This window comes from Faecalibacterium sp. I4-1-79, from assembly GCF_023347235.1.
GTDB lineage: Bacteria > Bacillota > Clostridia > Oscillospirales > Ruminococcaceae > Faecalibacterium > Faecalibacterium tardum.
In genome coordinates, this window is the sequence record NZ_CP094467.1 from 3,109,923 (window position 1) to 3,132,873 (window position 22,951).

At 53.6% G+C, this 22,951-nt stretch carries 23 protein-coding genes and 4 pseudogenes; 8 read left to right on the top strand and 19 right to left on the bottom strand.

The window, feature by feature from the left end; all coding sequences use genetic code 11:
- Positions 1-180: 180 nt before the first annotated feature.
- The 8 genes and pseudogenes from MTP36_RS15340 (at position 181) to MTP36_RS15375 (ending at position 6,338) form a co-directional block, all read left to right on the top strand.
- Positions 181-1,998 (top strand): sigma-54-dependent transcriptional regulator, encoded by a 1,818-nt coding sequence (locus MTP36_RS15340; RefSeq protein ID WP_249252241.1) that lies wholly within the window; start codon positions 181-183, stop codon positions 1,996-1,998.
- Complete coding sequence (locus MTP36_RS15345; protein WP_055186441.1) at positions 1,998-2,438, top strand: hypothetical protein; 441 nt, start codon at positions 1,998-2,000, stop codon at positions 2,436-2,438. Before MTP36_RS15340 ends, MTP36_RS15345 begins: the two co-directional genes overlap by 1 nt.
- A gap of 335 nt (positions 2,439-2,773) precedes the next feature.
- Positions 2,774-3,796, top strand: a complete 1,023-nt coding sequence (locus tag MTP36_RS15350) for a hypothetical protein (protein WP_249252243.1) — start codon at positions 2,774-2,776, stop codon at positions 3,794-3,796.
- A 58-nt stretch (positions 3,797-3,854) separates the two neighbouring features.
- Positions 3,855-3,986, top strand: a pseudogene (locus tag MTP36_RS15355) (replication initiator protein A); the annotation flags it as partial.
- Between the two features lie 55 nt (positions 3,987-4,041).
- Positions 4,042-4,545 (top strand): annotated as a pseudogene (locus tag MTP36_RS15360) (ATP-binding protein); the annotation flags it as partial.
- A 73-nt stretch (positions 4,546-4,618) separates the two neighbouring features.
- A complete protein-coding gene (locus tag MTP36_RS15365; RefSeq protein ID WP_249252254.1) occupies positions 4,619-4,933 on the top strand; it encodes a helix-turn-helix domain-containing protein in 315 nt (104 codons plus the stop codon).
- 16 nt (positions 4,934-4,949) lie between these two features.
- Positions 4,950-5,369 (top strand): N-terminal phage integrase SAM-like domain-containing protein, encoded by a 420-nt coding sequence (locus MTP36_RS15370; protein WP_249252256.1) that lies wholly within the window; start codon positions 4,950-4,952, stop codon positions 5,367-5,369.
- Positions 5,370-5,399: 30 nt separating this feature from the next.
- The gene (locus tag MTP36_RS15375; RefSeq protein ID WP_249252258.1) at positions 5,400-6,338 is read left to right on the top strand and encodes a site-specific integrase; all 939 of its coding nucleotides are present in this window, start codon (positions 5,400-5,402) and stop codon (positions 6,336-6,338) included.
- Positions 6,339-7,046: 708 nt separating this feature from the next.
- Here the strand turns inward: MTP36_RS15375 and MTP36_RS16110 are convergent.
- The 19 genes and pseudogenes from MTP36_RS16110 to MTP36_RS15470 form a co-directional block, all read right to left on the bottom strand.
- A pseudogene (locus MTP36_RS16110) lies at positions 7,047-7,994 on the bottom strand (recombinase family protein); the annotation flags it as partial.
- A 103-nt stretch (positions 7,995-8,097) separates the two neighbouring features.
- Complete coding sequence (locus tag MTP36_RS15385) at positions 8,098-9,825, bottom strand: ABC transporter ATP-binding protein (RefSeq protein ID WP_249252260.1); 1,728 nt, start codon at positions 9,823-9,825, stop codon at positions 8,098-8,100.
- Between the two features lie 3 nt (positions 9,826-9,828).
- Positions 9,829-11,598: an ABC transporter ATP-binding protein gene (locus tag MTP36_RS15390; RefSeq protein ID WP_249252263.1), complete on the bottom strand. Its 1,770-nt coding sequence runs from the start codon at positions 11,596-11,598 to the stop codon at positions 9,829-9,831.
- Positions 11,599-11,667: 69 nt separating this feature from the next.
- Complete coding sequence (locus MTP36_RS15395) at positions 11,668-12,423, bottom strand: hypothetical protein (RefSeq protein ID WP_097777098.1); 756 nt, start codon at positions 12,421-12,423, stop codon at positions 11,668-11,670.
- Positions 12,424-12,496: 73 nt separating this feature from the next.
- On the bottom strand, positions 12,497-13,474 hold the full coding sequence (locus MTP36_RS15400; RefSeq protein WP_005935772.1) for a helix-turn-helix transcriptional regulator: 978 nt from the start codon (positions 13,472-13,474) through the stop codon (positions 12,497-12,499).
- Positions 13,475-13,609: 135 nt separating this feature from the next.
- A pseudogene (locus tag MTP36_RS15405) lies at positions 13,610-13,828 on the bottom strand (zinc transporter); the annotation flags it as partial.
- A gap of 99 nt (positions 13,829-13,927) precedes the next feature.
- Positions 13,928-14,407 (bottom strand): hypothetical protein, encoded by a 480-nt coding sequence (locus tag MTP36_RS15410; RefSeq protein ID WP_249252265.1) that lies wholly within the window; start codon positions 14,405-14,407, stop codon positions 13,928-13,930.
- Positions 14,404-14,556, bottom strand: a complete 153-nt coding sequence (locus MTP36_RS15415) for a hypothetical protein (RefSeq protein WP_249252266.1) — start codon at positions 14,554-14,556, stop codon at positions 14,404-14,406. Before MTP36_RS15415 ends, MTP36_RS15410 begins: the two co-directional genes overlap by 4 nt.
- A 44-nt stretch (positions 14,557-14,600) precedes the next feature.
- A complete protein-coding gene (locus tag MTP36_RS15420; RefSeq protein WP_249252268.1) occupies positions 14,601-15,092 on the bottom strand; it encodes a hypothetical protein in 492 nt (163 codons plus the stop codon).
- A 110-nt stretch (positions 15,093-15,202) separates the two neighbouring features.
- The gene (locus MTP36_RS15425) at positions 15,203-15,697 is read right to left on the bottom strand and encodes an ABC transporter permease (RefSeq protein WP_249252269.1); all 495 of its coding nucleotides are present in this window, start codon (positions 15,695-15,697) and stop codon (positions 15,203-15,205) included.
- A 77-nt stretch (positions 15,698-15,774) separates the two neighbouring features.
- Positions 15,775-16,380 (bottom strand): L-2-amino-thiazoline-4-carboxylic acid hydrolase, encoded by a 606-nt coding sequence (locus tag MTP36_RS15430; RefSeq protein ID WP_249252271.1) that lies wholly within the window; start codon positions 16,378-16,380, stop codon positions 15,775-15,777.
- Between the two features lie 6 nt (positions 16,381-16,386).
- Positions 16,387-17,019 (bottom strand): L-2-amino-thiazoline-4-carboxylic acid hydrolase, encoded by a 633-nt coding sequence (locus MTP36_RS15435; protein ID WP_249252273.1) that lies wholly within the window; start codon positions 17,017-17,019, stop codon positions 16,387-16,389.
- Entirely contained in the window at positions 17,016-17,942 is a 927-nt protein-coding gene (locus MTP36_RS15440; RefSeq protein ID WP_249252275.1) for a ketopantoate reductase family protein, read from the bottom strand. Before MTP36_RS15440 ends, MTP36_RS15435 begins: the two co-directional genes overlap by 4 nt.
- Complete coding sequence (locus tag MTP36_RS15445; RefSeq protein ID WP_249252277.1) at positions 17,939-18,781, bottom strand: class I SAM-dependent methyltransferase; 843 nt, start codon at positions 18,779-18,781, stop codon at positions 17,939-17,941. The genes MTP36_RS15440 and MTP36_RS15445 overlap by 4 nt, the downstream gene beginning before the upstream one ends.
- Positions 18,782-18,792: 11 nt before the next feature.
- A complete protein-coding gene (locus MTP36_RS15450; RefSeq protein WP_249252279.1) occupies positions 18,793-19,566 on the bottom strand; it encodes an alpha/beta fold hydrolase in 774 nt (257 codons plus the stop codon).
- 10 nt (positions 19,567-19,576) lie between these two features.
- Positions 19,577-20,071 (bottom strand): hypothetical protein, encoded by a 495-nt coding sequence (locus MTP36_RS15455; protein ID WP_249252281.1) that lies wholly within the window; start codon positions 20,069-20,071, stop codon positions 19,577-19,579.
- Positions 20,071-20,772, bottom strand: coding sequence for an L-2-amino-thiazoline-4-carboxylic acid hydrolase (locus tag MTP36_RS15460; RefSeq protein WP_249252282.1), 702 nt, complete (start codon positions 20,770-20,772; stop codon positions 20,071-20,073). The genes MTP36_RS15455 and MTP36_RS15460 overlap by 1 nt, the downstream gene beginning before the upstream one ends.
- Positions 20,769-21,632 carry an MBL fold metallo-hydrolase gene (locus tag MTP36_RS15465; RefSeq protein ID WP_097785021.1) on the bottom strand — a complete coding sequence of 288 codons (864 nt, stop codon included), beginning with the start codon at positions 21,630-21,632 and terminating at the stop codon, positions 20,769-20,771. Before MTP36_RS15465 ends, MTP36_RS15460 begins: the two co-directional genes overlap by 4 nt.
- A 101-nt stretch (positions 21,633-21,733) precedes the next feature.
- Positions 21,734-22,501: an alpha/beta fold hydrolase gene (locus tag MTP36_RS15470; protein WP_249252285.1), complete on the bottom strand. Its 768-nt coding sequence runs from the start codon at positions 22,499-22,501 to the stop codon at positions 21,734-21,736.
- Positions 22,502-22,951: the final 450 nt, after the last annotated feature.

Here is a 22,951-nt window from a genome sequence, read left to right on the forward strand (position 1 = left end):
ATGCCGTATCCGGCAGGGGAATGCACCCGGCGCAAGCGGGAAAATCGTTTCATTTTAGCACGTTTTCAATTTTCTTTTTGTTTTGTTGGCAAAAACGTTCTATTTTGAAACCATATTCTGTTTTCTTTTTGAACCAGACCGTTTATAATAGTTTCAAAGAGAAACACGGAGGGACGTTTTATGGTCGAGACTCACACCCGCATTCTGGGCATTGCCCCCTACGACGGAATGCGCACCGCCATGGAGCAGGCGGCGCAGGCCTACCCCAACGTTGAGCTGGAGGTGTACACCGGCGATCTGGAAGAGGGACAGGCCATCGTGCAGCGCATGGCCCCCAACAGCTACGACTGCATCATCTCCCGCGGCGGCACCGCCACCCTGATCCGGCAGGTGACCGACCTGCCGGTGGTGGATATCCATATCTCGGTGTATGATGTGCTGCGCACCATGAAACTGGCAGAGAACTACACCAGCCTGTACGCCATCGTGGGCTTTCCCAGCATCACCGAACCCGCCCACACCCTTTGCAGCCTGCTGAACTTTGATTTGGACATCCTCACCGTCCGCAGTGCCGAGGAGGTGCGCCACACCTTGGAGCGGCTCAAGCAGGGCGGCTACCGGATGGTGGTCTGTGATATGGTCACCCACACCATTGCCCGGGAGATGGGCTTTGACGCCTTCCTGATCACCTCCGGCATCGAAAGCCTGCACAGCGCCATCGATCAGGCGGTGAACATCAGCACATGGTTCGGCCAGCTGCGGCAGGAGAACCTGTTTCTGCGCAGCATCACGCAGGAGCAGGGCGGCCGCGTGGTGGTGATGGAGCCGGACGGCAGCCTGTACTATAACAATATGAAGGACATCTCCCCGGAGCTGCACCGCTGTTTGCAGACCCATCTGCGGGAGATCCCCGCCACGGGCAGCTTAAAGTTCTACTACACCGAGCGCAGCCAGCTGTACAGCATCACAGCACAGGTGCTGCTGATGAACAATGTGCAGCGGTATCTGTTCTACTGCGTGCCCTCCCGCATCCCGCTGCATTCCAGCCGCCCGGGGCTGCGGTCGCTGAACAAAGGCGAGTGCGAGTATCTTTTCTCCAACAGCTTTTACAGCCTGAGCGGTGCCATGGGCACGCAGGACGCCGAGATCAACGCCCTTGCCACCGTGCGCCAGCCCCTGTTCATCTGCGGCGAGCCGGGCACCGGCAAAGAGCAGATCGCCCGCTACCTCTATCTGCACAGCGCACTGGTGAACCGCCCCCTCGTGGTGGCGAACTGCGCTTTGATGAATGATAAATCATGGGATTTTCTGCTCAACCATTATACCTCGCCCCTGAACGCCAACGGCAACACAGTCTACTTCCAGAACTTTGAGGCTATCCCGGAACAGTGGAGCGCCGAACTGCTGGCTGCCATCGAGGAGACCGGTCTTGCCCGCCGGGTGCGGCTGCTGTTCTCCCGCTCGGTGCGGCCGGAGGAACCGGTCTCGCCGGTCACCCGCCGGTTCATCGAGCGGCTGGGCGCACTGACGCTGGAGCTGCCCCCGCTGCGCAGCCGGTCGGACGAGATCCCGTCCCTTTCCAGTTTGTACCTGAACAGCCTGAATCTGGAGCTGGGCAAGCAGCTCTCCGGCTTTGAGCCCCGCGCCATCGAGATGCTGCGGCAGTACCCGTGGCCGAACAACTACACCCAGTTCAAAAACCTGCTGCGCTCCCTTGCCACCCTGACGAACGGCCCCTACATCCGCAGCAGCAGCGTGGCAGACCTGCTCTCCAAGGAGCGCAGCCTGCGCAGCGCCCCGGCGGCGCACCCGGCGGCGGTGATCAGCACCGACACCTCCCGCACGCTGGAAAGCATCATCGGCGAGGTGGTGCAGCAGACGGTAGCCGCCCACGGCGGCAACCGCGCCGCCGCCGCCCGGCAGCTGGGCATCAGCCGCACGACCCTGTGGCGGTACCTTGGAAAAATTGAAGCCGGGGAGCCTGCCGACCCTATCTGATGCTTTTGTCCCACAATGGGTTCGTTTTCCGTGCTTCATACGGAGCACCGAAAGAACGTTTTGCAAAAATGTACAGCCTGCATCCATCGGATGCAGTTCAAGGGCTTGGGGATTTCCCAGCAAGTATTTTGCAGCGCAAAACGGTCTTTGTATATACGAAGACACTGCTTGCGGATGCTATGAAACCTCTCAACGTGCTTTCCAAATTTGAAAATCATTTTGCAATCAGGACCGTCCGTTTTCAAGTTCAACTTGAAGCGGACGGTTATTTTCTGCAAGAAAAATTTTTCGCATTTGCAACCGCCGCAAGCAGGGCGAGCCGGTACCACCTCGCAAGTTTTGAACCTGATTTTTTACAAATCCAGCTTCAAAATACTTGTTGGGCTTCGCCCAAACCCGATGTTCAGCAAAAAATTGCGCTGACCGTGTATCCTCGCTGATGCCGAATGAGCAAATTTTCTTGGAGAAAAATTTGTTCTATGAAAATCGGCGTTGATTCATTCAATATTGCATCAAACCGGAACTATCACTTTCGGTTTTGAATGTAAAAAGCGGAAGGAATGCTTCCTAAAAATTTCTGCTTCATTGTGATATGCTTTCTACAAGCCTTCATCGAACCTTGAAAATCACATGACCGTCTGCATGGAATACCCGGCGAAGAGACCCTATGAGGACGAGCCGGAAAACGCCGCTGGAAAGGGGCAGGAACACCATACAGAGAGAACGGCGTAAGAACAATGATATTCTATTTCATTTCAGAAAGGATGGTTTGCCTATGACAAAGCTGAGCCAGCTTAAAATCGATCCGGAGTTCCAGAATCAAATCAACCCTCCGTCGTTTGAGGAAACCCACCAACTGGAAATGAACATCCTAAAAGAAGAACGTGTACTGAATCCGATCATCACGTGGAACGGCTATATTGTGGATGGACATACACGCTATCAAATTCTTCGGAAATATCCATTTATTCCATTTGAAGTCATCGAAAAAGAATTTTCCAGCCGTTATGAAGCACTCGTATGGATCTGTAAAAATCAGCTTGGGCGGCGAAACCTGACCCCAGAACAGAAAAAGTTCCTGATCGGAAAGCAGGCAGAAGCGGAAAAGCAAATCAAATCGTTTCACGGCAATCAGTATACTTTGGCATCTGAAAGTGGTCTGGTTCAAAATGAACCAGACCGCACAAAGCACGGTTCACGGTCGAAGGTCGCTGCGGAACATGGAACATCCGAAAGTTATGTTTACCGTGCAGAGCAATTTGCAAAAGGTGTGGAAGCTGCGGAGGAGGCAGTACCCGGAGCGCAGAAAGAAATCCTGAGTGGAAAGATCCGGGCAACCGATCGTGAAATTTCCTCGATTGCAAAGGTTCCAAAGGAAAAGCGTCCCGAAGTTGTGGCAGAGCTTCGTAAGCCTAAAGGCGAACGGGATTCCAGTATCACGGATTCGTATTCTTCGCCTTCAAAGGGCAATGAGTTTATAACGACCTTCAAGCAAGACATTCAGGGGCATAAGAAAGGACTCAACAAGGAAGAAAAGCAGAATCTCAAGGATGCCGTCAAGAGCATCTATTCACCTCGCCGCTTGGCAGATGGCGAAGCCATGATGTGCGAGATTCAGGGAGCGCAGGAGGATTTTGTCCGGCGGTGGGAAATGTGCTTTCGTGAATATCCGGATATTCTTACTGAACCGAAGAACAATGAGAAACTGCTGATTTTTATCGACCGTGCCAGTCGGTATCTTCAGACGGTAAAAGATCGTCTGAACAATGATGGAAACCAAAACTCTCAAACGGTCTAGCACTAATTCGGATGTAAAAATGGAGGTGAATTCCATTTCGGATTACTTGAAACCCAATATGCCACTGCCGCAATATCTGCCTTATGCCCGCTTTTTGCTGGACACAGACCCAAGCCACACAGCGAAGCTGCTCTACACTCTGCTGCTGGACCGGGCTACGCTTTCTCAAAAGAACAACTGGATGGACGCACAGGGGCGCATTTATGTAGTTTATCCGCTTTCCAAGCTGTCAAAAGATTTGAGATGCACGCTGCTATGTGGAACAATGGCAGACCATGCGCGCAGAGAACCTTGGGCTGCTCCTCTGGGGCGGTGTGGGCACAGGCAAGAGTTTCCTTGCCGGGTGCATTGCAAACGCTCTGATGGAGCAGGAGGTGCCTGTGCGTATGACAAACTTCGCCCGAATCCTGAACGAGTTGAACAGCAGCTTTTCCGGGCGGAACGATGTTGTGGACAGGCTCTGCCGCTATCCCCTGCTCATCATTGACGACTTCGGCATGGAGCGTGGTACCGAGTACGCACTGGAACAGATCTACAGCATCGTGGACAGCAGATACCGCAGCCAGAAGCCACTGATCGTCACCACCAACCTGACACTGGGCGAGATACGATACCCACAGGATACCGCCCATGCCCGCATCTATGACCGCCTATTGGAAATGTGCGTTCCGATCTCCTGCATTGGGGTCAGTTTGCGCAAAGAGAACGCACAGGAAAAGCTGGAACGACTGAAACTTTTGATCGGATAAAGCCGAACCTGTCGGAAAGCAAAAATTGCTGGGTGTAGAAGTCACCCGGCTACAAGGATATGGAGGCTTGCCTATGAATTTGAATCGGCCTGACATGACCGAAGCTGTGAAATCCGAAAATTATACGAATAAGTTCTTGCAAAAGAACTCGAATCCCACTACAATGGAGGTGGTCACTCAAACCAATGCCGTCAAGTCTCCGACTGACAGCCCGAAAACCACGAAGCTGGTGTATACGGTGGAAGAGATCGCACGAATGCTGGCCATCAGCCTGCGCTCTGCTTACAATCTGTGCAACAGCACTACCGAATTCCGTGTCCTGCGGGTAGGCGGAAGCATCCGTGTGCCGAAGGACAGCTTCGATGCGTGGCTCTACCGGGCAGCTTGATAAGGAGGCAAACAGTATGGCATATATTACGAAGCGCGGCAACTCTTACAGCGTCCGCTACACCTACGAAGATGAGCACGGCAAGAGCTGCGACAAATGGGAGAGCTTTCCCACAAAAGAGGAGGCAACGAACCGAAAAAAGCAAATCGAGCATGAACTGGCCGCTGGCACTTTCCTGATTCCGTCCTCGGTAACGGTGGCAGAGTTCCTGATGGACTGGCTGCCGAAACAGTGCAGCAAGCACAAGTGGGCACCCAAAACCTACGAATCCAACCTTTCCACCATTCAGAATCTCATTATCCCCTATATCGGTAGCATGGAGATGCAGAAGCTCAGGCCCTACCACATGGAGAACCTCTACACGACCCTGAGCAAAACGCCCTGTGGTTCGTATATCGAGGGCAAGAAGCAGGAACTGACCGAAAAGCAGAAGTAGCGTTTCCTTTCCGGCACAACGATCCATGAGGTGCACCGGCTGCTGGGCACTGCCTTCCAGTATGCCGTAGAGTGGGGCATCCTTGTCAAAAGCCCTGTTCCCGTGGACAGCCCCAAGAAGTCTACGCAGGAGCGCACCATCTGGACGGTAGAGGAAATGAGGGCGGCTCTGGACAGCATGGAGGACCCCATCCTGCATCTGGCAGTCCACCTCACACTGGTGGGCGCACTGCGAGAGGGCGAGATCGTAGGTCTGACCCCGGAAGATCTCGATTTTGACGCAGCAGATGGCATCGGAACCTTCCGTATCAACAAGTCCATGCAGCGGGTGCGGAAAGAAGCCCTAAATCAAGTGGACGATGGCTGCATCATCAAGATATTCCCGGACAAGCTGGAGCGCAGCACCACTTCCCTCATCCTGAAAAGCACCAAAACCGCATCCTCCTGCCGTACCATCTTCATGACCTCTGCACTGAAAGAGGAATTGAAGAAGTGGCTGAATCAGTTGGCGGCAGACGAGATGAAAGACCCGGCACGCTACCATGATAGCGGAATGCTGTTCCGTCTACCCAATGGTCTGGCAGTGGAGCCGGTGCTGATCCGCAAGAAGTTCCTCAAATGGCAGGATGCCCACCCGGAATTCCCCCGCATTGTGTTCCACGGTTTGCGGCATTCCAGTGCCACCTATCAACTGATGATCTCCGGCGGCGATGTGAAAGCCGTTCAGGGCACCACAGGGCACGCCACGGCGGATATGCTGGTGAACACCTACGCTCATATCCAGCAGTCCTCTCGTGTAGAACTGGGCAGGAAATTTGAGGAAGGGTTCTATGCTAAACAGGAAAGCCCCAGCCCGCAGGCTGTACCCGCCGCAGGCGAACCGACCATCTCCATGACCGCTCTGCTGGAACTTCTGAAGGACGCAGACCCCGAAGTAAAGGCGCAGCTCCGTCTGGCTCTGCTGACCTGATGCAAAATTTACCACGCATTTCAAAGCAATTCCAGCCCATGCAGAGGATTCCCACGAAAACGCCGACCGTGCAAAAACCGTGCATTGACCGTGCAAACCCCGATTTTTCGGGGTTACATAACAAAAAAGAACGCCAAATCTTACGATTTGACGTTCAAAATTTGGTGCACCTCGCGCACTCATATCCGAACTTTTCTCCGCTTTCACGGCTTCCCCGAAAGCGACCGTTTCCGTACCTTCCTTATAATTAAAGGTGATGAGGACCTTATCATCGTAGAGATAGATGGCATTGATGAAGGTGTCCACCAGTGCCTGCCGCTGCTCCGGCTGAGTCATGTCCAGCTTGCGGAAGCGGAGCAGCCAGAACCGGACGAACTCTTCTTTCATCTTCGGTTTTGCCAGCCGTTCCTCTGCAATGCGGGCTTGCAGTTCTTTCCGCTGTTCTTCCAGAGCCTCCAACCGCTCTTTCGTGGAACTGGTCAGGATGCCCATCTGGATAGCGTTCAGCATATTGGTGATGCCGACTTCCGTTTCCTTCAACTGCTTTTCGTAGATGGGCAAATCCGTGCTTTCCTGGTTTTGCAGTTCCATCACTTTGGCGATGATAGCATTCATGGAAGCGTCATCTTCCACCAGCTTCATGGTCTCGTTGACCACCAGATCTTCCAGCCACTGTTTCCGCACGGCCTTTTTATCGCAGGTCTTTTTCTTCTTGGCAGCAGCACACTTGTAGTAGGTATACATTTTCCCGGTGTGGCTGACACCGCTTTCTCCGAACATCAGCGCTCCGCACTTGCCGCAGTATAGCTTGGTAGTGAGCAGATAGCTTTCCTCTGCTTTATGACGGGCAGGGGCCTTTTTGTTTTTTGCCAGCTTTTCCTGCACCTTATTGAACAGTTCTTCTGACACGAGAGCCGGAATCGCATTGGGCTGCACCACATCCCGCAAGCGCAATTCGCCGATGTACCGGCGATTACTCAGCATCCGCTGAATGGTATTATAGGACATCTCCCCGCCCATCGAATTTTTAATGTTGTGCGCCTTTAACCAATCCCGCAGATCAGTCATGGTCGCGCCGTCTGCATACTTCTGGAACGTCTGCTCCACATACGGGGCCAGCAGCGGGTCGGGCTGGTAATGCCGGGTCTCATCGATCATGTAGCCGAACGGAATCGTGCCGCCATTATAAATACCCTTGAGAGCATTCTCGGTCATGCCACGCACGACCTTTTCAGACAGGTCAGCCGAGTAGTATTCCGCATAGCCCTCCAGAACAGACTCCAGAATGATGCCCTCCGGGCCAGCCGAAATGATTTCCGTAGCCGATACCAGCTTCACACCATTGCGTTTCAGCTGGGTCTTGTACCGTGCGCTGTCGTAGCGGTTCCGAGCAAAGCGGTCAAGTTTCCAGACGATGATAACATCAAAGATGCCACGTTCACTGTCTTTGATCATCTGTTGGAACTGCGGGCGGTTGTCCGTTTTTGCAGAAACGGCACGATCGATGTAGTGTTTGACCACCGTAAAGCCGTTCTTCTCCGCATAGGCGGTGCATTCCCGGATCTGACCTTCAATGGATTCTTCACGCTGACTGTCAGTAGAATAGCGGGCATAGATCACGGCGGTCACGGCAAGCACCTCCCATTTATACATCATTGAACGGTGGAGCGTTCTTTCAAAATAGTGTTTCGTATAATGTATATACCACAGTTTTTAACTGAATGCAAGACTTTTTCCCAAATAAAAGCCGCCCTCATTCTCAGATCGTCCAGTTCTGGCTTGCCGACTGCAGATCCACCATGTGGGTATACAGCCCCTTCCGGGCGTACAGCTCTGCCGGGCTGCCCTGCTCGGCCACGATACCGCCCGACAGCACCACGATTTTATCCGCACCGGCTACGGTGCGCATCCGGTGGGCGATGATAAGGACGGTTTTGTGTTTTATGAGCCGCGAAAGAGCCTCCTGAATGGCAGTTTCGTTCTCCACGTCCAGACTGGCGGTGGCCTCGTCCAACAGAATGATGGGCGCATCCTTCAGGAAGGCGCGGGCAATGGAAATGCGCTGACGCTCGCCGCCGGAAAGAGCACAGCCATTCTCGCCGATGTTCGTGTTCCATTTGTCCGGCAGCTTTTCGGCAAATTCCTCGCAGTTTGCCAGCTTTGCCGCCGCAAGGACCTCCTCGTCGGTGGCACCCTTGCGCCCCAGACGAATGTTTTCCAGGATCGTGTTGTCAAACAGCGTCACATCCTGAAACACGATGGAATACAGGCTCATGAGCTTTTCCGGGTCGATTCGGGAAACCTCCATGCCGCCCACGGTGATGCTGCCCTTCTGGTAGTCCCAGAACCGTGCTGCCAGCCGGGAAACAGTGGTCTTGCCGCCGCCGGAGGGGCCCACCAGTGCCGTGACCTCGCCCTGCTTTGCGGTAAAGGAGACATCTCGCAGCACCGTCTCGCCGGAGTTGTAGGCAAAGCCCACATGGTCGAACACGATATCGCAGCCCTGATTGGTCAGCTGCTCGCTGCCGACCTGCAAGGGAGCGTCCAGAATCTCGTTCATCCGCCCCACATTGGTGCGCATGGCAATGACCGCTGCCAGATTCTGCAACGCGCCCTGCATAGGGTCGTACATCCGGGAAGCCGCCATCAGGAACAGAAACAGGGTCAGCACGTCGATACTGCCCTGCACCAGCAGCACCGCGCCGGTGAGTGCCACCGACGCAATGCCCAGCTTGAGCACCATGCCCGCAGAGGACACGAACAGCGCCGTTTCCAGCTCTGCCGCGATGGACTGCTTTTCCACAGCCCGAATTTTGTCGGAAAGACCGGACAGATACCGTTGCTCCGCATTGCTGGCTTTCAGGTCGCGGAGGGTCTCGATGTACTCCTGAATGCCGTCCGCACAAGCCATTTTCGCCGCCATGGTCTTGGCCTGCACCTTGTCCTGCACCCGGTAGCTGCCCATCACGATGGCAGCGGATACCGGGATGACCCACAGGGCTGCCAGCGCCATCCGTCCGTCAAAGGCGAACAGGCTCAGGGCAATGAGCACGGTAGAGATGAGGGAACCGAACAGACCGGGGATGAAGTGGGAGCAGTCCTTTTCCAACACCTCGCAGTCTGCCATGATGGTGCTGGTCAGGTCGGCAAGGTCCCGCTTGCCGAAAAAGGACAGGGGTAACTTGCGCAGCCGCTCCGCAAGGGTCAGGCGGCGAGTGCCGCTCTCTTTATAGGTCGTAAAATAGGTGTCGTTGTACTGGAACCATGTGGTCAGCAAGATCAGCGCAAAGCAGGCCGCACACCCCAGCAGATAAAAGGCGGTTCTCCCGCTCGCGGAGCCTGCCAGCAGATCTTTTACCAAGAGATACAGCAGTCCGGTGGGCAGCATGAACGCCATGTTTTGGAACGCACAGGCCAGAACGCCCTTTACAAGCCCCTTTGCGCCCTCCGGGGAGCTGGCCGTGGCGTGTTGAATTTTTTCGATCATCCTTTACCCCTCCTTTGCGACCTTCCACTGCACCGAGGCCTGATAATCCTGCCACATCCGGGCAAACAGGCCGTTCTGCGCGCACAGTTCGTCCTTTGTGCCAGTCTCCGTAATACGCCCATCCTGCACCACATAGATGCAGTCAGCGTTGGCTACGGTAGACAGGCGGTGTGCGATCATCAGCACCGTTTTGCCCTTGGCAAGCCGGGCAAAGGCCGCCTGCACCTTAGCTTCATTGTCCGGGTCGGCAAAAGCGGTGGCCTCGTCCAGGATCAGGATGGGCGCATTTTTCAGCATGGCGCGGGCAATGGCAATGCGCTGCTGCTCGCCGCCGGACAAATACACGCCCTTGGTGCCGATAACGGTATGGATGCCCGCCGGGAACTTCTCCACGATATCCATGCACTGCGCGGCTTTCAACGCTGCCAGCACCTCGGCTTCGGTGGCCTGCGGTCTGCCCAGACGGACGTTATCCAGAATGCTGCCCTTGAGCAGGCGGCTGTTCTGGAACACAAAGGAGATGGTATCCATCAGCTCTTCCTTGGGGATATCCCGCACATCCGCTCCGCCCACCCGGACGCTGCCGCTCTGCACATCAAAGAACCGGCAGACAAGGTTTGCCAGCGTGGATTTTCCGCCGCCGGAAGGGCCTACAAAAGCTACGGTCTGTCCCGGCTGAATGTCCAGAGAAACGCCCTTGATGACCTCGGTTTTTCCGTCGTAGCTGAAATGCACATCCTGCAACGTGACAGAGGAATCCTTCGGGTGCTGCGGAACAGCCTGCACCTGCATGGGCGCCGCCTCCAGCACCGAGTCGATGCGTGCCAGCGCATCCGCTACCACCATCTTGTTCTCACTCATGTACATTATACGGGTCAAAGTCAGGGAGATCACCGGCGTGATGATGATATAGAACAGCAGGTTCAGCAGAAACTCCGGGGTGACGCCGTGGGTCGTGAACAGCAGCCCGCCCGCGATCAAAAAGGCGAACACGCCGTTGACGGCGGCGGTATAGAACATCATGGGCAGGCGCAGGTCTTTGGTGTAGGAGATGACCCACTTTTCATACTCATCAATGGTGGTCTTGAACTTTTTGAAGGAAAATACCGATTGCCCGAAGGTCTTGACCACCGGGATGCCCCGGACGTATTCCACTGCCTCGTTGGACATAGCCTCCAAGGCGTTGCCGTACTGCCGCATTTTTTCAGCCATCCGCTTGCCGGTCATGGTCGTCATAATGAGGAAAGCCAGCACCACCGGCGCAAGGCTCAGCAGCCCCAGCCGCCAGTCGAACGCCAGCAGCAAAACCAGCAGCCCCACCGGGGTTGCGATGGCGTTATACTGATCGGGCAGCTGGTGGGCAAGATAGGTCTCGGCGGCTCCGGTGCTCTCGTGGATGATCTTGCGCAGCTTACCGCTGCCGAAAGTCTCGGCAAAGCCCAGCGGCAGCACCGCCAGATGCTCCGACACCGCCAGCCGCAGATTGGTCGCCACCCGGAACGCCGACAGGTGGGAGCACATCAGCGCCGCAATGTAAATAAGGTAAGACAGCACTGCAAACAACACTGCCATCCAGCCGTAATGGGGGATGTTCACCGCCTGCGCGTAGTCCGGCGCGGCGTTCAGCACATCCCGCAGGATCTTCCAGATGTACACAAAGGGCACCAGCGCCACCAGCGCACTGACCGCAGACAGCACCCACGAAGCGTAGGTGAAATATCGGTAGTTCCCGGCGTAGCCCATCAGCCGGGAAAAGTCCGATCGTTTTTTCAATCAAATCACATCCTTACCGTAATATTGCCATGCGCAACTGCCTGACATGATCGGGTGCACATGTGCCGCTTATTCTGCCTCAGACAAATTTTCTGTGGCGAAAAGTTCAATGACATTTTCCATAGTTGCCTGATCATAGTTCTCTGCGATGGCGGCAGCATTCCAATAAGCATAATTTCCTTCATACCAGCTCTGCAGGTCGTCGAGATCCTCTGCATAGCGGAATTCCAGATGATACGTCGTTTCCATCGTATCGGGCGCAAAGGCAAAGTAGGTAAACTCCCCGGAATCCGCATCCTCGCTCTGGTAGAAGAGGAAGCTGTTTTCATTGTCCACATCCAGTTTCTGGTAGGTGTGTGCAAACACTTCCTGTCCTTGCGCATCCAAACCGGTGATGGTGTCGCCATTCATCACGAATTTTTCCACGCCGCCCAGAAAATAGCAGTTGAACGCCGTGCTGTCCGGATCTGCTGCATATTTTTCAATAGCCTCCTCGCCATACGGCTCTGCCATGCACATTCCCAGCAGCATATCCGTAGCCGATTCCGCATTGTCCTCGCCTACCAGCGGAGTCGCAGCGTCGAGCCACAAATTCCGGTATTCACTCTTTGCCATCTCCGGGAACAGTTCCACATAAGTCCCGCTGATACCAGACAGATAATCCTCCGCATCCATTACCTGACTTGCGGAAGCCGAAGAAGCCACCGAGGAGGAAACGCTGGATGCCGAAGACGCTGTGCTTGCGCTCTGCTGGCCGCAGCCGACAGCAGACAGCAGGCAGACCGCAGACAAGGCCACTGCAACAAATTTCTTTTTCATCATCATATGAAAGTACCTCCGGTTTTAAAGTAAGTTTGTTCTAACCGCTCTGTACTTTAGCATATTTTTCGGCCGTGGACTACTCCATTCTGATTTCCCTGCTCCGTTTTGCGAGTCCATTTGCGTGGGTGCGGTACTGCGACGGGGTCGTTCCATATCGTTTCCGGAAAGCCTCCGAAAACTTGCTGGCGTTGTCATATCCTGCATTCTGTGCGATCTGCGTAATGGGCTTTGCGCTCCGGACAAGCTCTACGGCAGCCTGTTCCAGACGGTATTCCTTGATATAGTGGTATACTGGCACACCGTAGACCTGTTTGAACATTTTTTGCAGGTGCGAAACCGAGATCCCGTGTTCTTCTGCCAGCTGCGCAAGGGAGACATACCCCTCCCGGTTTGTCAGAAGGTGATCCCGGAGATGGTGTGCCAGTTCGGTCTGTTCGGTAGAACAGTACAAGTCCGTTCCTTCCTCCTGCGGAATGCGGCTCAGCAGCATCAACAGCTCCACCACCTTGAGCCGCAGGAACCGGAGATCCATGTAGGGCGCATTTTCGTACAATTCCCGGAAAACGTGCTCACAGCGGGGTCCTGCCGTACCGAACATGAACCATCGGTTTCCCAGAAGATTCTGCTTTAGTACCGCAAAATCCACCGAAAAGCCCGGTGCGTTCTTCTCAAGCCAGTTCTGAGCGGCTGCTGGATCAACTTCCAGACACAGCCCTTCGTAACAGCCCAGCGGGAACCGTGACTCTGAACGTGTTCCATGCCGTCCGTCGTAGCAGCTGACGGCCATATCCCCCGGCTTTAGCAGAACGCTATCACGCATGGAAAAGCTGGTTTCAAAACGGCCATTGATGCAGAAATTGATCTCTATCATACCGATCTGCGTGCGGATTTCCGTATAGGTCTCCATCTCCAGCCGCAGCAGCATGATCCCCACGCCATCAAACAGCCGGTAATAGTGAATTTCTCCACTTCCGGCCGCATTTTCAAAGCCGCCTGTTTGTCCGGGATTATAGGGAGTGACCCCCGTTTTGTCATGAAAAATGATATCAATCATACTGTTTATTCAATCCGATCTCCACAATCCGTCTTTTGCAGGGCTTGGAATGGCAGCTGTGGTCAACTGGCAGATCTCTGTCTTTCATGTTTTTCCTTTCTTCGCCCCTTGCATCGCAATTTTCTCAACCATGCGCTATCCCAGTGCCACATCCAGTACCATCATCACGCTGAAGCCTACCGCAAAAAACACCGTGCCGACGTTAGAGTGCTGCCCCTGCGACATTTCCGGGATCAGCTCCTCCACCATCACATACAGCATGGCTCCGGCGGCAAAGCTGAGCAGATAGGACAAAGCGGGCACCACAATGTCTGCCGCCAGGATCGTCAGTACTGCCCCGATCGCACCGAGAATGCACCATCGAATCAGCATTTTCGTTTTCTCCGTCTTCATCTTTTTTGCCTCCGATTGCAGTTCATGATTCTGCTTTTCATTTGGGCAATTTCCAACTTCTTAGAAAATCAAATGGACAATACCGCCGACAATTGCCGCTCCCGCAACCCAGATCAGCGCCAGTATGCTTCGCTTTTTCAGCACCTGCCTCCAGGTCTGCACGAACGGCGCATCTTCAAGCCCTGGCAACACCCAAAACTGGCTGTGCCCGACCCATAGCTTGTCGATTACAATGCCGTCATAGATATTCATAACCTCAAGAAACAGCAGCGCCTGCCAATAGGCCTCATCAAAGGAGGAAGCCCCATTCCACAAACCGATGATCAGCACAAGAGCAGCAAGCATCACGACAAAGAACGGTATCATAAAGCATTTTCGTTTCCGGTTCATCGTATTGCGGTCGATCAGTCCCAGTTCGATGGCGCGATCCTGCACCTCCTTGGGATAAAAGTACAGTCCATTGACAGCACCGCCGATCACAGCGATTTTTACCATTGCGGTAAACAGCAGACAATAAAGCAGCAGTTGCAGTACGATCATTGTTTTTCTCCTCTCAGTCTGCGTGCGAATCGGGCATCTGGCATCATCGCGGTGTAGCGGATTCCTTGTTTTCCCTTATGCTGAAGCTGCTGGATATGGGCTTCTGTTGTTTTTCTTTTTTTATGCAGGACTTTTTTTATCACACGCATAGAAAATCTCTGCCTCCCAAAACTATTGCTTCTGTCACACGTCCTCAAAGCAGTGCGCAAAGCCACGCTGCCACAGCGGAGGCGGGAATGTAGATCACAAAGTGCCGGATATGTGTTCGCTTGTTATAGCCGAACATATGCGGACCGACCACGCCCTTCAGCTCCGGATAGAAATGCGGAAAGAAATTGGAGTGACACAGCAGCACCCAGTCAAAGAAAATGATGTCGTAGATCTCCATGGCGTAGAGCACGGTGAGAAACCGCACAAAGAAGTCCAGGAAGCCGAAGCCGTTTCTGACGCCGTCCCATACGCTTAGTGCCGCCGCAGCGAGAAAAAGCAGGATGGCAATGATCTCAATCACCCAGCCGATACTATGTGCGCTGGGAAATCGTTCCTTTGTATCGGGGATTGCGTCCAGATTTTCCTTTGGTGCGGATGAGAAAAAACGCTTGTCCTGAATGAAACCCACCCCGCCGTATAAAACAAGAAAGTATGCCAGAAATACCATGAGCGTTACAAGAACCGTGATTTTCATTTCGACTTTACCTTCTCTCCTTCACGTCCGCAAATATGGCAGATCATTGCATTCCCGCGTCGGGGTATTTGATGAGGCCATACAGCGAGGAGCATCTCCCATGTATTGTTTCAAAGCACGGTAACGATCAAGGCTGCCAGTGCGGCAGCTGCGGCAAACAACGGGATACCGCGCCAAAACGATTCGATATGCTTTTTCGGATTTTGATAGTATTTCTTCTCCGGCAAAAACGAGAAACGGATGCGTTTTGTACTGCGCCACCAGAGCAGATCGATCACAAGGAGATCGAACAGGCCCAATCCCTCGCCGAATGCAAGGAAGTACCAAAATGCTGACAGGTAATTGTTTAGGCTCAGCACACTTTTCAACGCAAGCCCCAAAACGGAAAACACCACTGTAAACAAAAGAAGATTACTGAGCAAAATGGCAGCGGTGGATTTTGCCTTCGGAACTGCTTGCCCAAGCTGAGGGTCGCTTTGCACACGGGTCTGAACCTCATCGGGATAGGAACGCAATCCGATGAGATTTTTCCTGTCCGTGTCTGTTCCGAGAAAGCATACGCCCCAATACAGAAAATAAAATACAGCGGCGATCATGACTTTCATATATATCTACGCTCCCATTCCATTTGCCGACAATCTCCGCTCCTGACGAACGCTTTTCATACCAAACTGCCTCCCCGCTATTTTTTGACCTTCATGCAGAAATCGCAGCGGTCATTTCCGCGCCCCAGCGTCATGCTTCTCTCCCAGATCAGCTTCGGATGCAGCCCGGTATAGCTGATGTCATCACTGTCGCAAAAGCAGCGGCACAGCTCTGGGCAGCCGTATTCTATGCAGGTGTCGTGATAGGGACACTTCATCATATCCACACGCCAGACGCCGTTACCGGTCTGCAGTTCTTTTGGGGCAAAGCCCGCCGCCGGGCCGAAAACGCTCCGGGTGGATTTGACGAAAACGTCGGGAACAAGGCGGTAAAGCCCCGGTATGTGCAGCAGGGCGGCAAGCTGTTTGTGGCTCGTTCTCGCCAGCCGCTCCACATAGCCGTGAACGGTTTGCAGTGCCTCCTCTTTCGGCATGACCCGCTGCAAGGTCTCGTAGGCCGCAATGCCCGGCAAGATCTGCCGCTTGAGGTGGTATTGCTTTTCCTTGCTTGCACCCGCATTTTCAGCCAGCAGCGCATTCAGGCGTGCATCAAAAGCGGCGTTCAGCTGCTTTGCCTGCGCAGGAAAGCGTTGCGCCGCAGTCTCCCGAAAGTCACGGGAAAGATAGGTTTCCTTCACCTTCATCGTCCGTCACCCCTTCTTTTTGTACCCGCAGTCGCAGTAGGATCCGCCGGAGGCAAGGGTATACTGCCGCACAAAATTTGTCACACCGCCCGCTTCGCTCATGGTGTAGTCCAGATGGCACAAAGCGGGGGTCAGGTCGTACAGACCCAGCTTCTTCATCAGCACACAGATGCCGCATTTGGTAAAGCGTCCCTCGTAGCCGCTGCCATCCGGGTATTCGTAAAATTCCATGTTCCACGAATAGGGGTTGCGGTCGGCGGCTTTCAGAGCAGCGGTGGCCTTCATGGCGGCAATGTCCTTTGCGGTAAACTTGCTTTTTCCGCTTTTGCGGCAGAACCACTGCATGGGCTTTGTCATCATGGACTTTGCGTAGTAATCCGTCAGCCTGTCCACCTCCGGACGTTGCGGCATGGAGAGGATGAACGCGCCGAGCATTGCGCAGTTGACGATGTTCATCTTGAAGCGGTCCGCTTTTTCAAACTCCGGCAGCCTGCGGATGATCTGCCGGTATTGCGGCTTTGCCTTTTTCGTGATAGCTCTTGCGGTGGCTGCATCATAGCCCAGCACAGCGGTCAGCTGCTTTCGGAACGACGGTGCAAACAGAGCCCACATACCGAAAGGCATTCCAGCGTATTTCATTGCAGGTACCTCCCGGCTTCCGTTTCCAGTGCCTGCCATACCGGGTAGGCTGCGCCATGTTCATCAAAAAATTTCTTGAGGTCCCGGTTCAGCGCGCTCATTTCGTCGATGGCGTTCATAGCATGGTCGGAGGCGCAGAGTTTGCCCAGCGAGGTAGCGCACATCAGCTTGAAAAAGTGCAGGCAGGTCTTGCGGTACTTTTCCCCTTCAAAGTCTACATCCGCTTTGGGCAGAATGGCGTGCCCGGCATCTCGGATGGCGCGGTATCCCTCGATGTTGGCATCCAGCACACGGTTCAGGTACGCGGTATCTCCCCTGAGCTTTTTCAGGTCGCCGTCTGTCTTATAGCAGGCGAAGGCCGCAGGCATCACAAACGCGGCATGGCAGAGCAGATAGTCCTCCATGTTCGGCTCGTAAACAACCTTATATTTTGTGCCGTGGAAGATGCGCCCAATCAGCTGTTTATTGGAGATTGCACCCGGCAGCTGTCCGATGGTGATCTTTTTCAGGTCGATGGAGACCACCCGGTCAGCCTCCCGATGCCCCGCAGAAAGCGCAAAGGCAAACAGGACGTTCTTCCCCGGCAGCGCCGCTGCCAGCGCCCTCGCCTGCACATTGTTCCCCACAAAAACGACGTTCTTCGTCCGGTTCGCCCGCAGCGTGTCCAGAACGGAATCCAGCTGTGTATAGCGCAGGACCACAAAGATCACATCGTACATTGCATCCGGTGCAAGTTCCGTCACCACCGGAATGCGGCTGACCGAAGTGTGGAGCGAAAATTTGTCCTTGATCCGCAGGCCGTTCCGCCTGATCTCCGCTGCCCAGTTTCCTCGCGCAAGCAGGGTAACATCCTTTCCGGCGCGCAGCAGATTTCTTGTCAGATTGCACCCCAGAACGCCTGCACCATATACCAGAATTTTCATAGCTTGCCTCCAAATCCGATCTTTACGATCTGCATTTTCATCCCGCTGTCCCCGACCTTGGCGAGGAAACGGAAAAAGCCGCTGACAGAAGGGTCTTTCAAATCGTTGTAACCCAGCATATAGCCCCGGCTGGACACTTGCAAACGGCTGTCCCATGGGGAAAGCTCGCTTTTCGCATCCGAAACTGCGAAATATGCCCCCACATCCTTGATTTTTGCCGTTCTGAGCCATGTTTTTGCGATCATCTTTACCGCCGTTCGGTTGGCGGCATCAAAGACCAGTACCCCGCCGGGGAAAGCGTCCGCCATCCCCTGCACCAGCGCCTTGACCTGCTGGGTCAGGAAGTAATAGAACACCCCGGAGGCAAAAAATACCGCCCCGCCGGAGGCATCGATTTTGTCAAACCATGCGGGGTCTTTCAGGTCGCAGGGGATGTTTTGCTCCCGCTCCCCGGCGGGCAGCAGCTGCTGCCGCAAGGCGATCACATCTGGGAAATCCAGATTGTAGATCTTGCATCTGCCGTTGTCGCAGGCTCTGCCGGTGTTATCCAGCCCGCAGCCCAGATTGACCACTGCCGCACAGGGGTGGTTTTTCAGGTATGCCTGCACCTCAAAGGCAAGGTCATTCTGCCGCATGGCGACCTCCAGCGCACCGAACCGCTGCATCAGGCTGCGGGAGTTTTCCTCTGCCTCTGAAAAGTCGTAGTCGATCTGGTCGATCAGATGCACCGCTGTTTCGTCCCGATAAAGGTTTGGATACAACTCCGTACACAGCTTCCGGGAATACAGCGGGAGGATCAGCGTCTCCTGCACGGTGTTTTTCTCGATTTTGTATTTCATATCGGGTCCTCTCACTTTCTGATAAACGGCAGCTTCGGCATACCGTCCTGCTCAGCGATAAATGCCAGCATTTCAGCAAAGCCCTTCGGATCATGAATCTGATATTGCATGTGATCGTATCCCTCAAATACGGGGTAATTGCCGCAGGGATAGGCTTCTATCACCGCTTGACGGTATTTGAAATGATCTTCTATGCTGCCAAACTCGAAATAGATATGCCTTTGCATTTCTTTGGAAAGTGACGGAAAGGGTTTATCCTCCAGGCTGTCCAGAATCTGTCGCCGCAAATTTGTGTAGGTCAGATTTTTCCCTGCGGCTATAAAATACGGCTTTATGGAGTTATCGTCACACCACAGTATCTTTTTCAATGTGCCGCCCTTTGACCAGTACAGGCTCTTGATGGCCAGATACAGAAACGGTGTCATCATGCGGCGCGTACCTTTTCCGATTTGTGCAAACTGCCCGCCGTCAAAGAAAACATGTCCGATGGGCAGCTTCGTGCCTGTCAAAAACGCCATGGCAAGGTCAGCACCGATCGAAGAAGCCACAACCAGTTCAAGGCGTTCCACCCCCTGCGATTTCAGGTATTCTTCCACCTGACGAACCTCGTCCACCTTGCTGACATATTTCTGCCCTTTGCAGTACACGGTGGAGGTAGGTAAAATGCAGAAATACCGATCCTGTAAATAGTTTGCAACCGGTTCGCTGCTCTCCCCCGTCACGCCCATTGCGTGAAAGAACAGTACGGCAGGATTCCTCCTATCGCCATATGTTTGAAACAGCATTTCTATCACCTCATATTTTCATAAAAAGCATCATAATCGCCGCCAGTGCTGCCGAAATGACCGCCATACCAACTGTGCCGAACAGCCACTTTTTGCCCTTATCCTTGGCTGTAATGTAGGGTTTCAGGTCTTCCGTTCCCGGAATTTCCCATGCGTTCGTATGTCCTACCCAATAGCCGTCAACCCAAAATCGGTCTATGGGATTCATAACGGACAGTATGACCAGCAGCTGCCAAAAGCCCTGAACAAAGCCCTTTGCACCGTTTATCCCATAGACACAGACCAGCACATAGCCGATATAGCCGGGAATACAGACTGCTTTGAACAGCAGGCTGTTGCGTCGGATGCGTTCCGGGCTTGTAAGCCCCAGTTTTACGCACCGCTGCTGCACCGCCGGGCTGTAAAGATGCACCATCCCAACAGCCCCTTTGCAGATGCCCACAGCACAGACAAGAACCAGCAAAGCCCCCAGCCCAAGACCTTCCAGAATCACCTGTAAAAGCATTACTTATTCCTCCTGTATCCGTTTTCGTCCCGGTATTCTGGATGTTCCTTTACGTATGGATCCTTATCGCCGCAGATGGTATAGTCGCATCGGCAGCCGTCCACGCAGGTGGTCGTCCGCACGAGCTTGGCATGGAGCAGTTCCATGGACGCATAGTCCACATTGCACAGGGCGGGCATAATGTCCGCAAATCCGAACCGCTTGGCAAATTCCGCCGCCGGACACGCCGTAAATTCATAATAAATAGGCTTGTCGGTTTCATAAGGCGCAACCGACATCTCGTAATCGTGCCATTTGTCGCAGCCGCTTTTCGCACGAACAAACGCCTTGTACATCAGCTTCCTCCAGAACGGCTTGTTGCAGTCCACAAATTTCAGCTTGCGGAAAGTTGAAAGAATCAGTTTTTCCTCCATCTCTTCAATTTCACGGAATGTGGTCACATCCCGGCACACATCGTAATAGCACATAATGGCGATGCAGTCGTAGGTGCCGCCTACACCGTTGTGGAAGTTCTTTTTGCCGCCGAGGTCGGTGCGCCACTTGGAAAGAAGCTCTGCGTATCTCAGCTGCACCTGCTCCCAGACCACCTCGCGCTCCACCTCCGGATAGTGCAGAGTGATTTTCGCCAGAATTTCCTTTTTGCAGGGTTTGGAATATAGCACATGGCAGCTACGGTCAATTTGTAATTCACTGTCCTTCATCTTCCCACACCTTTCAGAAAACCGCTCTTTGCATTTTCTTCGGTGTCGTCCGATTCGTCGTAGGCATCATAGGGCGCCGATGGGTCGTGTACTCGTTTTTTGAATGGTGAACAGCTCTTGTCTTTGTGGGCAAACGCAAAGGCAAAATTGTCCGTCCATCCCGTGTGACCGGTGATGAAATATGGATGCAGCCCACGTGCGCGCAGTTTCCGCTCCAGCTCCGCCAGTGACTGCACAGCCAGCTTATTGTCCTCCGCCAGCGAGGAAATGAAGCTGTAGCCGCCGTCCGCGCCAAACCACAGCGTGTCGCCGGTAAAAAGGTATTTATCGTCAATGAGGTAGACCATATGTCCCCATGTATGGCCGGGAACCAGAAAACACTCGATCCTGACGCCGTCAATGTCAAGTACCTGCCCATCGTGCAGCAGTACCTTTTCGTTGTTGATCGTGACCTGCGGCAATTTATAGAGATGATAGATGACTTTTCGCCGCACCTCGCCGGTGAGATACCGGTTCTCGATCTCTCCGATGTACAGCTTCGCATTCCGGAACAGCCCCGGACTGTCTGCTTCCACCGCACCCACATGGTCGGTGTCCTGATGGGTGATAAGGATATGGTGTATCGACTTCGGATCAATCCCAAGCCAGCCCATTTTTTCGGCAAGGCGGTCGTAGTTATATCCCGCATCGACCATAATGGTCGTATCGCCTTTGCGGTAGAAGAAGATGTTCGCCACCCACTCCCGCACGCAGGCAACATTCTCGTCGATCCAGCCGGTGTTCAAAGGCTTGAAGATCTCCTTGCCTCGGTACATCCAGCTCATTGCTTTTCTTTGAAATTCCGTTGCCTTTTTCGACATGATCGCACCTCATTTCTGTGCTGTGATGCACAGCCAGCCCTTTTTATTTTTGTGGCTCTGAATCTGACAAAATCCTGCTTGCTCCAGATACGTTTTACCGTTCACAATGCAATGCTTTTCACAAGGTGCGCCCATCGCTCCGGGTGACAGGCTAGCAATTCCTCGTGCTGCAAGTTCTGCTCATGGAGAACAGGATGTGCAAAATGCTGCTGATACCGGGCACGATATTTTGCGCCCATTTTCAGGGCGTAAAAAATATGGATCTGGGTGCCGGGCACATGGATCTTATCCGGCAGCGGAGTGATAAGATCGGAGTAGAACTGGTTTTTGCAGCTCTGCATGGTCACATAAGGGCGGGCATCGCCAAACATTTTCAGAAAAGCCTTGACATAATCCCCCGACTCTTTAGCACACTCGTCCAGCCGCTTTTGGAGAAATTTCGCCTTAATCTTTCCGTCCCGCACCACAGGGTAGATCAATGGCAGCAGAAAATCAGTCTGCAATCTTGCCGCCAGCGGCGATGCCTGATCCAGATCGGAGCTGCCCAGAATGCCACAGTCCATGTGGATGTTCTGCCGTGCCGCCAGCAGCCCCACAAACGAGCCGCCCAGAGAGCAGCCGTAGGCCGCCCGGATGTGACCGCCGCAGTGGGTCTTGAGGTAGGCCTCGATTTTTTCGGTCTCCTCCAGCATGGTGGGAAATTCAGTCTGTTCAGTCTCATCAAAACCATCGTAGCTGACGCACAGCACCCGGAAGCTGTCAGCCAGAAGCGGAATTACCGCACCGAAATTGCTTTTCCAATGGCAACAGGTGCCCGGCAGCAGCAACAGCACCGGAGCATTCTCTGCACCAAATGTGTAGATTTTCATCGTGATACGTTCCTTCTCTATTTATTTTCCACCTGTAAATAGAAGAGATATATTTCTCCGTATAGGGCAGAGTTTTGAGTTAGGTAGAGCTAACTTTTCATTCTATAAAAAGCCGCTTCTCAGCGGTCCTTCTGCCAAAATAATACGCCCTGCCGTCTCCTCTGTCAAGGAGTTTAGTCATTTTCAGAGATTTTAAAAAAGATTTCGTTATTGGAGCTTCCCCTGCGGCATAGAGGAGGCAAAACGTTTCCCGCATCGAAAAAATTTCGTCCCTGTAAACTTGTCTGTTTCTGCTTGGCAACGCCCGGTGGGAGTGCTATTTTTACTTTGTGAATTTGTTTCGCCTAACCATCTGAGGGGTTTTTCCCCCTGCATTTTTTTGCATCGATTGTTAGACAATGGTCAAAAATGCAACATCCTGTTGCTGCCGGCAATAGAAAGATCTACCGC

What these genes read in the sequence shown, in the direction of transcription:
- MTP36_RS15455 (WP_249252281.1), bottom strand. Translation starts at nt 20,071, where the DNA reads ATGCTTTTACAGGTGATTCTGGAAGGTCTTGGGCTGGGGGCTTTGCTG.
- MTP36_RS15350 (WP_249252243.1), top strand. Translation starts at nt 2,774, where the DNA reads ATGACAAAGCTGAGCCAGCTTAAAATCGATCCGGAGTTCCAGAATCAA.
- MTP36_RS15470 (WP_249252285.1), bottom strand. Translation starts at nt 22,501, where the DNA reads ATGAAAATCTACACATTTGGTGCAGAGAATGCTCCGGTGCTGTTGCTG.
- MTP36_RS15410 (WP_249252265.1), bottom strand. Translation starts at nt 14,407, where the DNA reads ATGATCGTACTGCAACTGCTGCTTTATTGTCTGCTGTTTACCGCAATG.
- MTP36_RS15465 (WP_097785021.1), bottom strand. Translation starts at nt 21,632, where the DNA reads ATGTCGAAAAAGGCAACGGAATTTCAAAGAAAAGCAATGAGCTGGATG.
- MTP36_RS15445 (WP_249252277.1), bottom strand. Translation starts at nt 18,781, where the DNA reads ATGAAATACAAAATCGAGAAAAACACCGTGCAGGAGACGCTGATCCTC.
- MTP36_RS15420 (WP_249252268.1), bottom strand. Translation starts at nt 15,092, where the DNA reads ATGAAAATCACGGTTCTTGTAACGCTCATGGTATTTCTGGCATACTTT.
- MTP36_RS15340 (WP_249252241.1), top strand. Translation starts at nt 181, where the DNA reads ATGGTCGAGACTCACACCCGCATTCTGGGCATTGCCCCCTACGACGGA.
- MTP36_RS15460 (WP_249252282.1), bottom strand. Translation starts at nt 20,772, where the DNA reads ATGAAGGACAGTGAATTACAAATTGACCGTAGCTGCCATGTGCTATAT.
- MTP36_RS15430 (WP_249252271.1), bottom strand. Translation starts at nt 16,380, where the DNA reads ATGAAGGTGAAGGAAACCTATCTTTCCCGTGACTTTCGGGAGACTGCG.
- MTP36_RS15400 (WP_005935772.1), bottom strand. Translation starts at nt 13,474, where the DNA reads ATGATTGATATCATTTTTCATGACAAAACGGGGGTCACTCCCTATAAT.
- MTP36_RS15450 (WP_249252279.1), bottom strand. Translation starts at nt 19,566, where the DNA reads ATGCTGTTTCAAACATATGGCGATAGGAGGAATCCTGCCGTACTGTTC.
- MTP36_RS15345 (WP_055186441.1), top strand. Translation starts at nt 1,998, where the DNA reads ATGCTTTTGTCCCACAATGGGTTCGTTTTCCGTGCTTCATACGGAGCA.
- MTP36_RS15435 (WP_249252273.1), bottom strand. Translation starts at nt 17,019, where the DNA reads ATGAAATACGCTGGAATGCCTTTCGGTATGTGGGCTCTGTTTGCACCG.
- MTP36_RS15440 (WP_249252275.1), bottom strand. Translation starts at nt 17,942, where the DNA reads ATGAAAATTCTGGTATATGGTGCAGGCGTTCTGGGGTGCAATCTGACA.
- MTP36_RS15365 (WP_249252254.1), top strand. Translation starts at nt 4,619, where the DNA reads ATGAATTTGAATCGGCCTGACATGACCGAAGCTGTGAAATCCGAAAAT.
- MTP36_RS15370 (WP_249252256.1), top strand. Translation starts at nt 4,950, where the DNA reads ATGGCATATATTACGAAGCGCGGCAACTCTTACAGCGTCCGCTACACC.
- MTP36_RS15395 (WP_097777098.1), bottom strand. Translation starts at nt 12,423, where the DNA reads ATGATGATGAAAAAGAAATTTGTTGCAGTGGCCTTGTCTGCGGTCTGC.
- MTP36_RS15385 (WP_249252260.1), bottom strand. Translation starts at nt 9,825, where the DNA reads ATGATCGAAAAAATTCAACACGCCACGGCCAGCTCCCCGGAGGGCGCA.
- MTP36_RS15425 (WP_249252269.1), bottom strand. Translation starts at nt 15,697, where the DNA reads ATGAAAGTCATGATCGCCGCTGTATTTTATTTTCTGTATTGGGGCGTA.
- MTP36_RS15415 (WP_249252266.1), bottom strand. Translation starts at nt 14,556, where the DNA reads ATGCGTGTGATAAAAAAAGTCCTGCATAAAAAAAGAAAAACAACAGAA.